We start from the raw sequence: 13,399 nt of genomic DNA, 5'->3' as shown, positions 1-13,399 counted from the left end.
TCAGCCTCTTGCCGCGGTATGACAGCCGCTCGATGCCAGGTCCGTCAGGATCGGGCAGTCCGGGCGGTCGTCGCCCTGGCAGTGGCTGACCAGATTCTGCAAGGTGTCCCGCAGGCCGAGCAATTCGTCGATACGCCGGTTAAGGGTATCGATGTGCCGCCCGGCCAGCGCCTTGACGTCGGCGCTGGCGCGACCACGGTCTCGCCACAGCATCAACAGACGGCCAATTTCCTCAAGCGAAAATCCCAGATCCCGCGAGCGTTTGATGAACGCCAGCGTATGCAGGTCTTCGGCCTGATAGATGCGGTAGCCGCTGTCGGTACGGTGGGCGGCCTTGAGCAGGCCGGTCGCCTCGTAATGACGGATCATCTTGGCGCTGAGGCCACTTTCGCGCGCCGCCTGACCAATGTTCACTCGCGCTCTCCTGCGTCGGGGTCGGCGTCATTGTGCCGCTGCGGCTTCCAGGTATTCAACAACAGCGCGTTGCAGACCACGCTCACGCTCGACAGCGCCATGGCCGCGCCCGCCAGCATCGGATTGAGTACGCCAAAGGCCGCCAACGGGATGCCGACCAGGTTATAGATAAAGGCCCAGAACAGATTCTGCCGAATTTTTGCGCAGGTCCGCCGGCTGATGTCCAACGCCGCCACCACCCACTGCGGATCGTCACGCATCAAGGTGATACCCGCCGCCTGGATGGCGACATCGGTGCCGCTGCCCATGGCGATGCCGACGTCGGCGCTGGCCAGTGCGGGCGCGTCGTTGATGCCATCGCCGACCATCGCCACCCGCTGTGACTGCCGAAGATTCTGGATGACCTGCGCCTTGTCGGCCGGCAGTACCTGGGCATGCACCCTGTCGGTATCGATCGCCAGGACGCTGGCGACGGCCTGAGCGCTGCCGCGATTGTCGCCGGTGAGCAGGTGCACCTGCATGCCCCGCTGGCGCAGACGCTCCACGGCTGCCGGAGCCCCCGGCTTGAGCGCGTCACCGAACGCCAGCAAACCCAGTACCTGTGGCTGTTGGCCCTGCTCGATCAACCATGACAGGGTGCGGCCCTGGCTTTCCCATCTCTGCGCGATGTCCTGCAACGGGCCGGCGGATAGCCCGCAGTCGTCCAGCAAGCGCTGATTGCCGAGCAGCAACTGGCGGCCGCCCAGTGTGCCGCGAATCCCGCGTCCGGCGAGGGTTTCGCTCGCTTGCGCGGCCTCCGGCAGCGTCTGGCAGCGCGCCAGAACCGCCTTGGCCAAGGGGTGTTCGCTGCCGCGCTGCAGCGCGGCGGCTTCGCGCAACAGACGCTGCAGATCATAACCGTCGACGGCCGCCACGCTCATATCGACCAGTTCGGGGTGCCCGGACGTCAAGGTGCCGGTCTTGTCGAAGACCACGCAGTCGATTTTGCTGGCGTGCTCGAGCGCTTCCGCGTCCTTGATCAGAATGCCATGGCGCGCCGCCGCGCCAGTGCCCGCCATGATCGCCGTGGGCGTGGCCAGCCCCAAGGCACAGGGGCAGGCGATCACCAGCACGCTGACGGCATGCAGGATGGCGAGTTGCAGCCCGGCACCGTTGAGCCACCAGCCCACCAAGGTCAGCAGCGCCAGCAGCAGGATCACCGGGACGAACACCTGGCTGATCTTGTCCACCAGCTTCTGGATCGGGGCCTTGGCACTTTGCGCGTCCTCGACCAGCTGGATGATCTTCGCCAGCAGCGTCTGGGCGCCGATCGCCTGTGTTTCGATTCGCAGTTGACCTTCCCCATTGATGGCACCGGCGCTGACCGAATCGCCGGCCTGCTTGCTGACGGGCAGACTTTCGCCGCTGATCAGGGCCTCGTCGGCATGGCTGCGGCCATCGATCACCACACCGTCGACGGCGAAGCGTTCGCCGGGTTTGACCAGTATCTGATCACCAAGGCGCAACGCGTCGATGGCCACAGGCTCCTCGCGATCGCCAACCACCCGCACCGCGAACCTCGGCCGTAGCGCCTGCAACGCACGCAGGGCATCGGCGGTGCGCCGCTTGGCATGGCTTTCCATGTACTTGCCGACCAGCACCAGGGCAATCACCACCGCCGAGGCCTCGAAATACAGGTGGGGCGCCTGCCCCGGCGCAGGGTGCAGCCATTGGTAGAGACTCAAGCCATAGCCGGCGCTGGTGCCGATGGCGACCAGCAGGTCCATGTTGCCCGCACGGGCACGCACCGCCTTGTAGGCCGAGGTGTAAAAGCGTGCGCCGATGATGAATTGCACCGGTGTCGCCAGGCTGAACTGCAGCCACGCCGGCAGCATGAAATGCACGCCCAGGGGCTGCAGTATCATCGGCAGCAGCAACGGCGCGGCGAGGAGGATGGCAGCGATCATCATCCAGCGCTCGTGGCGCAGGTGGCGCTGGTGATTGGCTTCTTCGGCCTGGGCGCTGATCGGCAGGTGCGCGGCATAGCCCGCATGCGCCACCGCATCGATCAGGGTGGCGGCGGGGAGCGGGCGCTGCAGCTGCACATGGGCGCGCTCGCTGGCCAGGTTGACGCTGACCTCGCTGACGCCATCGACCTTGCGCAGTGCGCGCTCGACCCGACCGGCGCAACTGGCGCAGGTCATGCCGTCGATCGACAGGTCGAAGGTGGTGGGGGGGATGGGGCTGGCCATTGCGATCATCCTCTTGGCAGATGACCGACAGCATCAACCTTGCCACATGGGCAAGGTCAAGCTCTGGCTGTCAGTACTCGATCGAGGCAGGCTTCAAGGTCAGCCCGTAGGGCCCCGGTGCGATGGAATACTTGAGGATATCGCCGGCATGCAGGTCGATGACGGTGGCTTTGGTCGGGGTGATACCCGATGATTCGCAGCCCGGCGTCTGGCCCGGCAGGCGCCGCAGACGTATCGAGACTTTGCCCGGTGGCAGGTTCAGCGAGGTGTCATCTTCCTGAAACAGCCGGGTCACCAGCTGATCGCCGACATAGACACCGACCTCGCACGAGGTCGACACCTGAATGGTTTGCCGGGAAATGATCACGATCCCATAGCCATTAGGGCCCTCGGCCAAGGCGACGGGAACCATCGAAGGAATAGCGAGAATGCCGAGCAGGGCGAGTACTGACCAGCGCATGGCTGAACTCCTGTTGTCACGAATACGGATACGAATAACCTGGACTGTCGCCCAACGTGCAGCTTGGCTGAGCGCGCAGATGTTTTCCACCCCGGCCGATCGCAGAGAAACTTGACCTTGACCCGATGGCAAGCTTCACACTGCCACCGAATCTACCACGGAGGCGTTCCCATGCAGCATTTCGACGTAAAAGGCATGACCTGCCAGCATTGTGTACGTGCGGTCACCCAGGCCGTACAAGACCAGGATCCGGCCGCCAAGGTCGAGGTCGATCTGCAAACCGGCCAGGTGACAGTGGACAGCACTCTGGCAGCCGATGTGATCATCGGCCTGATCGGTACCGAAGGATATGCCGCCAAAGCCGTGTGATGGCGCCGTTGAGCGGTCTGGCAGCTTGCGGCGAGGCTAACTGTCGGGCGCACCGTTAGTGTTGCGAGACGTTGCGCAGGTAAACTAGGGGGCTGCTTCACTTCTTTGCGGACCCCTGATGAACCTCAAGACCATTCTTATCCTCGGTGCGCTGAGCGCCTTTGGCCCCTTGGCCATTGATTTCTATCTGCCAGGCTTTCCCGCCATGGCGCTGGCTTTCGGCACCGATGAAAAGCACGTACAGACCACGCTGGCGGCCTATTTTCTGGGGCTGTCCATTGGCCAACTGATCTACGGCCCCATCGCCGATCGTTTCGGTCGACGGGTGCCGCTGTTGGTGGGTGTCGTGCTCTTTACGCTGTCTTCCCTGGCCTGTGCCTTTGCCCCGACCCTTGACTGGTTGATCGCTGCCCGGTTCATCCAGGCGCTGGGGGGCTGTGCCGGAATGGTGCTGTCGCGCGCCATCGTCAGCGACAAGTGCGATGCCGTGGGCTCCGCCAAGGTGTTCTCGCAACTGATGCTGGTGATGGGCCTGGCGCCGATCCTCGCGCCGATGCTGGGCGGCTTTCTGGTCAGCCATTACAGCTGGCAGTGGATCTTCATCATCCTCACGCTGTTCAGCGCGCTTGCCACCCTCGCCGTAGCGCTGGGCCTGCCGGAGAGCATGCCGGCGGACCGGCCGCGCCAGCCATTGGCCGGTGGCCTGCGCCAGTACGGCCGGTTGCTGAGCGATCGGCGCTTTTTGGGCTACGCCCTGAGCGGCGGTATCGCCATGGCGGGCATGTTTGCCTACATCGCCGGTTCGCCTTTCGTCTTCATCAAGCTGTATGGCGTTCCGGCACAGCATTACGCCTGGCTGTTCGGCAGCAATGCTGCGGGTTTCATCATCATGGCGCAGGTCAATGCGCGGTTGCTGTCCAGGCATACACCGGGCGCCTTGCTGGCGCGGATGATCTGGGTCTATCTGGGGGCCGGCCTGGCGCTGCTGGCGATCGCCGCGGCGCATACGCAGTACCTGTGGCCGCTGCTGCTGCCGTTGTTCGTCTGTATTGCCAGCCTGGGGTGCATCATTCCCAATGCTTCCGCGTGTGCCATGAGCGGCCAGGGCGCACGCGCGGGCAGTGCATCGGCTTTGCTCGGTTGCCTGCAGTTCAGCGTCGCGGCGGGTGCATCGGCGCTGGTGGGCCTGTTGCACGATGGCACTGCCGTGCCGATGGCGATGGTCATCAGCCTTTGCGGGGTGGTGGCGGTCGTCGTCACGGTGCTGACGGGGCGCCCGGCATCGGCAGCGGACATCAGCGCTGGGTAAAGCTGCATAGAAGACAGCGGTTGTAAGTTTTCAGGCGCGGCCCTGTAGGTTTTTACGCTGCTTTAGCTGAGGAGATTTTTCCTCGCAGGGATGGATACCCCCGGCTTTGCGACGTGCGATGCCTTGTACGGATCAGTACCCATCTGGACCAGGTTGAATGCTGTTGTACGAGGGGGTATTTACCCACTGCATTCCAGGCGTTTTTGCCCGTGCCGACCAATATTTCCACTGCTTTTTCCGTGCTTATAATGCGCGCCACAGCCTGCCGAACCGTGTGGCGCGGTTGTCAGACAAGGGATTTGCAGGTTTCGAAGAATGTCGGGACAGGGAGTGAACCATGGAATATGCACCTTGCATCAGTCGCATCGCTACGTTGCTGGCGGACCCAAAGCGCAGTGCAATGTTATGGGCGCTCATCGACGGCCACACGCGAGGCGCCGAAGAGTTGGCCAATCTGGTGGGAGTCACGACTTCTTCCGCGAGTGCTCACCTTGCTCGATTATCGTCGGCCGGGCTGCTCAAGTTCGAAGCCCGCGGACGCAAACGGTTTTTCAAGCTGGCGGCGCCGGAAGTCGGCGCGGCGGTCGAGGCGCTGGTCAGCGTTTCCCGGGTCCGCCCCGGGCCTGGCCAGCGGGAGCCGTTACCGCGTCCTCCTGCGTCGATGCGTCTGGCCTGCCGCTGTGGCGAGCACTTGGGCGGCGATCTGGCCGCCGAGGTCTATCGGCGGATGCTGGCGGCGCAGTGGTTGATGCCCCGTGGCGAGTATCTCGACATCACCCAGAAAGGCACCGTCCAGCTGGCGAACATAGGCATTTATCCCCAGGCATTCGCGACCCGTGACGGGCATTCGGTATGTTCCGGCTGGGATGGAGAGCGCGCGCATATCGGCGGAGCCCTCGGCGCCAGCCTGATGAAGCTGTTCATGCAATCAGGCTGGCTGCGCGAGCGCGAGGAGTCCAGGGCGCTGCTGGTCACCGAGGCAGGGATGCTGCGGATTCGCAGCATCGCCGGTCAGTGAGTGAGGGTCAGGGCTTGACCAGGCGGGCATCCAGGCTGTTCTGCGCCAGTCGCTTGGCCTGATCCTGCGTCATTCCCAGGTGGGTATGCAGGGCGTAGAAATTCTCCGTCACATAGCCGCCAAAGTAGGCTGGATCGTCGGAGTTGACCGTGACCTTCACGCCACGCTCGAGCATATCGAGGATGTTGTGCTGGGCCATGTCATCGAACACGCACAGTTTGGTATTGGACAGCGGGCACACTGTCAGCGGGATCTGCTCGTTGATGATGCGCTGCATCAGGCGTTCATCTTCGATGGCCCGTACGCCATGGTCGATGCGCTGGATCTTGAGCAGGTCGAGAGCTTCCCAGATGTACTCGGGCGGGCCTTCTTCACCGGCGTGGGCGACGGTCAGGAAGCCTTCGCTGCGGGCCCGGTCGAACACGCGCTGGAACTTGCTCGGCGGGTGACCCTGCTCGGAGCTGTCCAGGCCGACGGCAACGAAGGCATCGCGGAAGGGCAACGCCTGGTCGAGGGTCCGCTGGGCTTCGTCTTCGCTGAGGTGACGCAGGAAGCTGAGGATCAAGCCGCTGCCGATACCCAGTTGCTGCTTGCCATCCTTGAGCGCCTGGCTGATGCCGTTGAGCACCACTTCAAAGGCGATGCCGCGGTCGGTATGGGTTTGCGGGTCGAAGAACGGCTCGGTATGGATGACGTTCTGCGCCTTGCAGCGTTGCAGGTAGGCCCAGGTCAGGTCGTAGAAGTCCTGCTCGGTGCGCAGTACATCGGCGCCCTGATAGTAGAGGTCGAGAAATTCCTGCAGGTTGTTGAACGCGTAGGCGCTGCGCAGTGTTTCGACGTCCTGCCAGGGCAGGGCAATCTTGTTGCGCTCGGCCAGGGCAAACAGCAACTCCGGCTCCAGGGAGCCCTCGAGGTGCATATGGAGTTCGGCCTTGGGTAACGCGTTAAGCCAGTCGTACATGGTGTTTTTCTCATCAGGTGCAGAGTTGGGGATTCTACAGGGCTGAGGGCCGGTGGGCGAAAAAGCCTGACTTGTGGTTCAGGTTTTTGCTGCGGGTAAGTCAACTGCCACGCGCTACTTGAGCTCCCGGCGGTAAGCATAGGTGTCGGCGAAGCGCGACAGCAGGAAATCGGCACAGGTGGTCACCGGGTATTTCGGCGGATGCTCGGCATCCTGACAGCCAGGCAGGCATTCGATCAGGGTATCGGGATGAGGCTCGGCGAAAAACGGCATCGAGTAGCGGTCGACCCCCATCGGGCTGAGCACCCGGTGTGGCGTGGACAGGTAACGGTCATTGCTCCAGCGCGCCATCATGTCGCCGAGGTTGACCACGAAGGTGCCGTCGATGGGCGGTGCGTCGATCCAATTGCCTTTCACGTCGCGTACCTGCAGGCCACCGGCGTCATCCTGATACAGCAGAGTGACGCAGCCGTAATCGGTATGGGCGCCGGCGCCTTGCTGGTCGGCCGAGGTGGCCGTCTGGCGTGGCGGATAGTGGATGAAACGCAACACGCTGACGGGCTGCTCGAAGCGCTGGTCGAAAAAGTCCCGGGGCACATCCAGCGCCAGCGTCATCGCGCGCAACAGTGTCTGTGCCAGCGCTTGCATGTCCTGGTAATGGGCCTCCATCAGCTCGGCCCAGCCGGCGATATCCGGATGGCGATTAGGGCCACGCAGTGGCTTGCCGGCCAGCACCTCGGGATGTTCGGCAGGCAGGTGCAGGCCCATGTCGAAGGTTTCCTTGAGGTCGCTGGGCAGGTTGGGGTCCAGTTGTTCGGTGGCGACGGCGCCATAGCCGCGGTGATGACGGCTGGCGGTGATGTCGATCTGCAGTTTTTCGCTGGCCGGACGGGCGAAAAAGGCGCGGGCCTGTTGTTGTACGGCGTCGATGCGCGCGGCGCTGATGGGGTGGCCCTTGATATAAAAGAAGCCCCATTCGCGGCAGGCCAGGTCGATGGCCTGGGCAACATGCGCCCAGCCTTGCTGCTCGGGAAGATAAAGAGGGCTGATGTCGATGATGGGGAGTTGTGGCATGGCTGTCTCCGCAGCTTGAGGAATATCCAGGTAGCGAGGGGGCTTGCCCCCGAAAGTCAGGTCAGGCACCGCGAAGTGTCAGACGTACCGAATCGGGGGCAAGCCCCCTCGCTACAGTGTTATTTCGGCATCTGCGCCGTCATGCCTTCGATGTAGTAGTTCATCGAGGCCAGTTCGGCATTGCTGGCGGTAGCACCCTCGGCAATCTTCACAGCGCCGCTCTGGTCTTTGATCGGGCCGGTGAAGGGGTGGAATTCACCGCTCTTGATGCTGGCGATGATTTGCTCGGCTTCGGCTTTCACCGGTGCAGGCACTATATCGCTGATCGGCAGCTGCACGGTGCCTTCTTTCAGCCCGCCCCAGTAGTCCTGCGGCTTCCAGGTATGGTCGATGACGGCCTGGGTCGCCTGGATATAGTGCGGGCCCCAGTTATTGACGATCGAGGTCAGCACCGCTTTCGGCCCGAAGTGAGCCATGTCGGAGGCGTAACCGACGGCATAGACGCCACGACGTTCGGCGGTCTGGATCGGTGCCGGGCTGTCGGTGTGCTGGAAGATCACATCAGCGCCCTGATCGATCAGGGCATTGGTGGCATCGGCCTCTTTGCCCGGATCGAACCAGGAGTTGACCCATACCACTTTCATTTCAGTGCCAGGGTTGTACTTGTTCAGTGCCAGCTGGATGGCGTTGATATCGCGGATCACTTCCGGGATCGGGAAGGACGCCACGTAGCCGACCTTTTTGGTCTTGGTCATCTTCGCTGCCAGGAACCCGCCCACATAGCGGCCTTCATAGGTCCGCGCCAGGTAGGTGCCCATGTTCTTGTCCTGCTTGTAACCCGTGGCGTGCTCGAAGATCACCTTGGGGAACTGCTTGGCGACCTTGAGCGTCGGGTTCATGTAGCCGAACGAGGTAGTGAAGATCAGGTCGTAGTTTTCCTTGGCCATGTTGCGGATTACCCGCTCGGCATCGGCGCCTTCAGCGACGTTCTCCACGTAGCTGGTCTTGACCTTGTCACCCAGTTGTTCCTGCAACGCCTGGCGACCGACTTCGTGCTGGTAGGTCCAGCCGTGGTCGCCGATCGGGCCGATATAGACGAAGCCGACTTTCAGCGGGTCGGCGGCGCTGGCCATCAGGCTGGTGCCGAGGCCGATCACAGCCGTCATGGCGCACAACAGCTTTTTCAGGGAATAGCGTTTTTGCGTGGAAGACTGCATGCAGAGAAGCTCCTTATGATCTTGTGGGCGTTGCGGAAAATGCGGCCCGCAGAGCAATGCAAAAAGCTGACCAAGAGGACAATTAATAGCCCGCTGCCCACTTTGATCGGAACGTGCCGCAGCGCGGCGGTGCGTCTCGGTGCAGCAGGCCTTGGGAACGCCGCTAACTGGTGCAGCGTGGTCGTTGCTGGGGAGGCGCTGGATCGCTTATGAAACCTTTACTCGACTCGGGCACTCTCAACGGCGGGAGCGAACACTGCTCAATCATTTTGTCGTGGCTACAGGCCGCACCGCTCAAGGACGCTCCATGAACACCATTCTGGTTCAGCTCAAGCAGGAAAAATTCCTCCTGCTGGCCATCATCGCCGCCTGTGTCGCCTATCCCCTGGAACACATGATGCTCAGCCACGGGCACGGCGTGGCGTTGGCCGCCGGCCTGGCGCTGATCGCGGCGATCATCTGCGCCTCGCTGAGGGTGGCGCACCATGCCGAGTTGCTGGCGCATAAGGTCGGCGATCCTTACGGCACCATGATCCTGACGCTGGCCGCCGTGCTGGTGGAGGTGGTGATCCTCGGGATCATGATGAGCAACGAGCCGTCGCCAACGCTGGTGCGGGACACCATCTACAGTGCGGTGATTTTCTAGACATACAGGCTTTTGGTGTCAAAGCCCATAAGGCTTTGACTGCCCTTGCCCTTGCCCTTGCCCTTGCCCTTGCCCTTGCCCTTGCTTAGCTGTTGCTTTTGATTCCAAAGCCCACAAGGCTTTGGTGCTCCTGCTCCTGCTGGGAAAGCTTAAGTATTTCTCTTGACTGGGAGTGCTTCTGGCTCGATCTTGCTGATTCACCCAATCTAAGCCATACCCCGGACGCCCGAAGGATTTGAAGTGATCAATGGCGGTCGACTCCGTAGATCACCTTCTGGGGCTAGCTTCAATCCTCGGTATCAGTTGGCCGGGCCAGCAAAGCTTTGGCGAACTTTTTCATCCGCGCCTTGAAGCCTGTTTTGTTCGAAAGGTCTGCATGAACGTTGGGTAACCTGTCTTTAAGCTTTGTTACATAGGAGGCGTAGGTATCCTTGTGATCCTGGGAAGTCGACCAATCCGCGAGCTGCTCCCACCGACGATCCAAGAAGTCTGAGACTCGGGATGTAGACTCTGGGTTGCGATGGATGAACAAAAGTATTTGAAGTAAGCGGTCTTCTTCAACTGCGTTTCGAGGGGTGATACTTGGAAGGAGAAAGTTGAGTTCAGACAAAATGAAAATGCAGGACTCAACAGGAGCTGCAGCATCATAAACGCAGGCCCGGAGCTCAGTTCCGATGACAAAAAGAGTATCCTTGTCGAAAAGCTCTAGCACGTTCTTGATGTTATCCAATACCGGAGCGGGCGGGGCTATAAAAGGTGATTTTTTTGTCAAGGTAGATATGTAAGTGGAAAATGCAGGGTGAGCATTTTTTTCACCTTTGAAATCCAGCTTGCCTTCCACCATGCGATCCAGTGCATTTGCTACCCTAGGGTTCGGGCTGTTAAAAATATCGAGCCAGCCGCTTGCATCAACATCGGAGCCAAAGTCTCTATCCAGGATTCGAGCTCTGAGCGGTAGCAGTTTGTCATCTGATCCGGTAAAGATTACGTCTAAGAAGTCTGGGTCTATCTTGTCTAGCGTCGGTAGATGTTCAGCGATTTGAGTGAATGAGAGAATCCATATTAGAAATTCGCTTTCCGCTAGGTCTGCTTCCTCTAAAGTTTCGCGCAGCTCCGTGTATTGTTGGAATAGGTGATGTACAAATATCGTGGCTACATGCCGCTCTTTAATTACATGGGCAAGGAGCGGAGTTACGATCGCTTTTGACTCAGGTTGGAGGGCCAGAGAGAAAAGATTACCACTAGTAAGCAAAGGCCCAACTAGAGAATTTAGAAACTCGGACTCTTGACTAAACACAGATTCGATTTCTGGTATTTCAGCAAGCTCTGTACCCATTTCTTGCCGCATATATGCGACTGCCATCGCGATTTTTATGCGGTTCGATTTTGTAGTGGGTAGATGGCTTTTGATAAGCGCGGGCACGGTACTTGCGTATTTTTCAAAAAATGCCAGACCTAGCCAAGATCTCTCTTCTGTAGGATTTGTGTTTATTGCAGTTGTGATTGCGGTCGCTAGCTCATCGCCCAGATGATACTCACGCTTCGCGTTGGACATCCTAATACTTCCGAAGTATTGGTATAGGCAGTGCACCCACTCCTCTTGCGGTAGCGGGGTCATGTCGAATGCAACCGTATCATTCGAGACAAGCTGTCTCACAGCATCTATGCGTCCTTTCTGGCTAAGCGTGATGCGGTTCACGTCGACTACGAAGAGATCAGGATCCGGAACTAAGGTATGAAAGAGAATCTCTGAGCTATCCATCGCGATCTCTGGGAATGGCTCATCCAATGCGTGGAGATAGCTGTCATACATGTTCACCGTTTTTAGATAGGTGTCCGTGGCGTCTGGCTCATATGCTTGCCTATTCATCTGCAAAAATGCTTCTCGCGCAGCTTTAAGCTCTCCTTCGAATATGGTTTTACTAAGCCCTAAGCTAATCAGCTCTTTTATCGCTTCAAAAAAACCGGTTTCTGGAACGTGACTCGTCAGTAATTGATTTTCTGTAAATTTCTTATTGATATGAGGGATTAATATAGCAATGTCGCAATTCTCCGAGGTTGCGGCCTCGTGAAGTGTTAGGAAAAGATTGTTAGGTGATACTTCTCCTTCGAGCTCTCTCAGGAACGAATCAGTGAATCCAAAATACCCTGCTAGTGAAGCTAGTTTTTTTCCGTCTTGGGATTCAATGGCAGTAGCCAAGGGTTGATCTATCAACTCTGCTATGGCGATATCTGGAGATGTTTGGAAGTGTATCTGAAGGACTTGAATGGGCCAGCCCTGATTCATGTCCTCGCCCAACAATGTTTGAAGAGTACGTTTTGTCCTTGCTAAGTCTGCGCTGTTCTTTTCACTCTGTATTTTCTGGTCGGGGTTCTTACTAGGAGCGGTATCTTCGGCTGAAGGGGCAGTGGGGTCTTTTAGCAGAGATTCAATAGAGTTATTATTGTATTTGCAAATTGCGATGTAAGCTGCGATGCAGACCACGCTAGGTTTTCCGGCAGTAACTAACATTGTCGTCGCGATGTCATTGATAAATCTTTTTTGTAGTCGAGGGGTAACCAAGCCTGCTGCCATGGGGCTGTGGCGTTGCAAGATAACGCTACAGGTATCTGCGTCGCTCTGGCTTCCAAGGCCGAAAGTTTCTGCCCAAAGTGCCCTGAATGCGTCTTTCCACCCAGAGGTGATGATTGGTGGGGTACGAAATACCACGGGAAACTTCTTCGCGATAAAGTCCTTTGAGTCGTAGCTTTGCTCAGAGTCTCCGTTAAGATACTGTGAAACCTTTGTTGAGCAGAAAGGAACAATTACGCTTAAATTCTCGGTTCCCGTTACTGATGTGAAAATTTCAAGATCACTCCAGACCGAACGTAGGACGTCCCGAGGTAACCGGTCGAGGTTGTCGATGACAATTATGAAGTGATGATCTTTGACAGCGTGAAGGTGGTTCCTCAGTGCCCTTTTCAAGTCTAAAGGGCTGACTTCTTTGCTGATCTCGATCGTTTCAGTGATCTGATCATCCGAGCTGCCCTTCAAAAGGCTGCTGATATTCCACCGTTTCTTACCGACTTGCTCCTTTCCATTGAAAAAGTAAGCAAGCGTCAGGATGATTAGCGGTGCAAGACTTGTACCTAGATAAAATAGATGTTGCCACCAAGGTAATTCCAAGCTCCCCCGAAGCTGAGGCAGGTAGTCCCGAATAAAGGTAGGGCTCAGCACGCCACTTGCGATAAGCAATACAGCCCATACACTTATGTGACTTCTCGTGTCCTTCGTATAGCTGAAGTGTCGCCCTAGGGCAATGTCTCGGGTTTTGAGGGCCTCGGGGATCGCAGCTTTGTCTCCAGTCTTTGTGAGAAGAGAAGTAATCTGATCGGTAAATAGCTCGATAAAATTGCTCTTTATAGAGCCCTGGTAATTTTGCTCGCAATCAAATATCCACAGCACGGACTTCGAACCTTTGTCCTTGATCTTTCGTTCGAGCATCTGAAGTATGGAACTTTTTCCCGAGCCAAACTCACCATCAAGACCAATTACACGGTGGTTTTTTCCGCTACTAATGTAGTCATGGATGGCTTGTGCGACTCTATCGTGGCTCTCGCCCTTGAAGGCATCACGTTCAGACGGGTTTTCGCTTTGAAAATTTAAGATGTTCATCAGTCCTTTGCACCTTCCCAGGCCTTACGACGTGGCCGATAGGTG

At 58.4% G+C, this 13,399-nt stretch carries 10 protein-coding genes and 1 pseudogene; 4 read left to right on the top strand and 7 right to left on the bottom strand.

The genetic code is table 11. The features are described 5' to 3' along the window. The 3 genes from cueR to AC3WJP_RS06390 form a co-directional block, all read right to left on the bottom strand. Complete coding sequence (gene cueR / locus AC3WJP_RS06400; RefSeq protein ID WP_493720601.1) at positions 1 to 414, bottom strand: Cu(I)-responsive transcriptional regulator; 414 nt, start codon at positions 412 to 414, stop codon at positions 1 to 3. After that, a complete protein-coding gene (locus AC3WJP_RS06395; protein WP_493720602.1) occupies positions 411 to 2,645 on the bottom strand; it encodes a heavy metal translocating P-type ATPase in 2,235 nt (744 codons plus the stop codon). The genes cueR and AC3WJP_RS06395 overlap by 4 nt, the downstream gene beginning before the upstream one ends. Positions 2,646 to 2,715: 70 nt before the next feature. Next, a complete protein-coding gene (locus AC3WJP_RS06390) occupies positions 2,716 to 3,105 on the bottom strand; it encodes a hypothetical protein (RefSeq protein ID WP_493720603.1) in 390 nt (129 codons plus the stop codon). 171 nt (positions 3,106 to 3,276) lie between these two features. Here AC3WJP_RS06390 and AC3WJP_RS06385 point away from each other — a divergent pair, with 171 nt between their 5' ends. From AC3WJP_RS06385 to AC3WJP_RS06375, 3 genes are all read left to right on the top strand, one after another. Next, positions 3,277 to 3,474 carry a heavy-metal-associated domain-containing protein gene (locus AC3WJP_RS06385; RefSeq protein ID WP_493720604.1) on the top strand — a complete coding sequence of 66 codons (198 nt, stop codon included), beginning with the start codon at positions 3,277 to 3,279 and terminating at the stop codon, positions 3,472 to 3,474. Positions 3,475 to 3,592: 118 nt separating this feature from the next. Further along, a complete protein-coding gene (locus AC3WJP_RS06380; RefSeq protein ID WP_493720605.1) occupies positions 3,593 to 4,783 on the top strand; it encodes a multidrug effflux MFS transporter in 1,191 nt (396 codons plus the stop codon). A gap of 337 nt (positions 4,784 to 5,120) precedes the next feature. After that, positions 5,121 to 5,801: an ArsR/SmtB family transcription factor gene (locus AC3WJP_RS06375; RefSeq protein ID WP_493720606.1), complete on the top strand. Its 681-nt coding sequence runs from the start codon at positions 5,121 to 5,123 to the stop codon at positions 5,799 to 5,801. A gap of 7 nt (positions 5,802 to 5,808) precedes the next feature. Here AC3WJP_RS06375 and AC3WJP_RS06370 read toward each other — a convergent pair whose 3' ends face one another. The 3 genes from AC3WJP_RS06370 to AC3WJP_RS06360 form a co-directional block, all read right to left on the bottom strand. Continuing rightward, positions 5,809 to 6,762: an adenosine deaminase gene (locus AC3WJP_RS06370; protein WP_493720607.1), complete on the bottom strand. Its 954-nt coding sequence runs from the start codon at positions 6,760 to 6,762 to the stop codon at positions 5,809 to 5,811. A 114-nt stretch (positions 6,763 to 6,876) separates the two neighbouring features. Next, complete coding sequence (locus AC3WJP_RS06365) at positions 6,877 to 7,836, bottom strand: isopenicillin N synthase family dioxygenase (RefSeq protein WP_493720608.1); 960 nt, start codon at positions 7,834 to 7,836, stop codon at positions 6,877 to 6,879. A gap of 119 nt (positions 7,837 to 7,955) precedes the next feature. Then, positions 7,956 to 9,053: a BMP family ABC transporter substrate-binding protein gene (locus tag AC3WJP_RS06360; protein ID WP_493720609.1), complete on the bottom strand. Its 1,098-nt coding sequence runs from the start codon at positions 9,051 to 9,053 to the stop codon at positions 7,956 to 7,958. A gap of 307 nt (positions 9,054 to 9,360) precedes the next feature. On the opposite strand from AC3WJP_RS06360, the pseudogene AC3WJP_RS06355 reads away from it, so the two are divergent. Then, positions 9,361 to 9,693, top strand: a pseudogene (locus tag AC3WJP_RS06355) (calcium:proton antiporter); the annotation flags it as partial. A 292-nt stretch (positions 9,694 to 9,985) separates the two neighbouring features. Here the strand turns inward: AC3WJP_RS06355 and AC3WJP_RS06350 are convergent. Further along, complete coding sequence (locus tag AC3WJP_RS06350; RefSeq protein WP_080480011.1) at positions 9,986 to 13,354, bottom strand: P-loop NTPase fold protein; 3,369 nt, start codon at positions 13,352 to 13,354, stop codon at positions 9,986 to 9,988. Positions 13,355 to 13,399: the final 45 nt, after the last annotated feature.

The sequence above is a fragment of the Pseudomonas sp. GW821-FHT01A09 genome, from assembly GCF_058986725.1.
Note: the sequence above shows the minus strand (reverse complement) of the source record. Positions and strands in the feature narration are given on the sequence as shown.

Coding starts and splice junctions, on each gene's coding strand:
- AC3WJP_RS06395 (WP_493720602.1), bottom strand. CDS start 2,645: ATGGCCAGCCCCATCCCCCCCACCACCTTCGACCTGTCGATCGACGGC.
- AC3WJP_RS06390 (WP_493720603.1), bottom strand. CDS start 3,105: ATGCGCTGGTCAGTACTCGCCCTGCTCGGCATTCTCGCTATTCCTTCG.
- AC3WJP_RS06385 (WP_493720604.1), top strand. CDS start 3,277: ATGCAGCATTTCGACGTAAAAGGCATGACCTGCCAGCATTGTGTACGT.
- AC3WJP_RS06380 (WP_493720605.1), top strand. CDS start 3,593: ATGAACCTCAAGACCATTCTTATCCTCGGTGCGCTGAGCGCCTTTGGC.
- AC3WJP_RS06375 (WP_493720606.1), top strand. CDS start 5,121: ATGGAATATGCACCTTGCATCAGTCGCATCGCTACGTTGCTGGCGGAC.
- AC3WJP_RS06370 (WP_493720607.1), bottom strand. CDS start 6,762: ATGTACGACTGGCTTAACGCGTTACCCAAGGCCGAACTCCATATGCAC.
- AC3WJP_RS06365 (WP_493720608.1), bottom strand. CDS start 7,836: ATGCCACAACTCCCCATCATCGACATCAGCCCTCTTTATCTTCCCGAG.
- AC3WJP_RS06360 (WP_493720609.1), bottom strand. CDS start 9,053: ATGCAGTCTTCCACGCAAAAACGCTATTCCCTGAAAAAGCTGTTGTGC.
- AC3WJP_RS06350 (WP_080480011.1), bottom strand. CDS start 13,354: ATGAACATCTTAAATTTTCAAAGCGAAAACCCGTCTGAACGTGATGCC.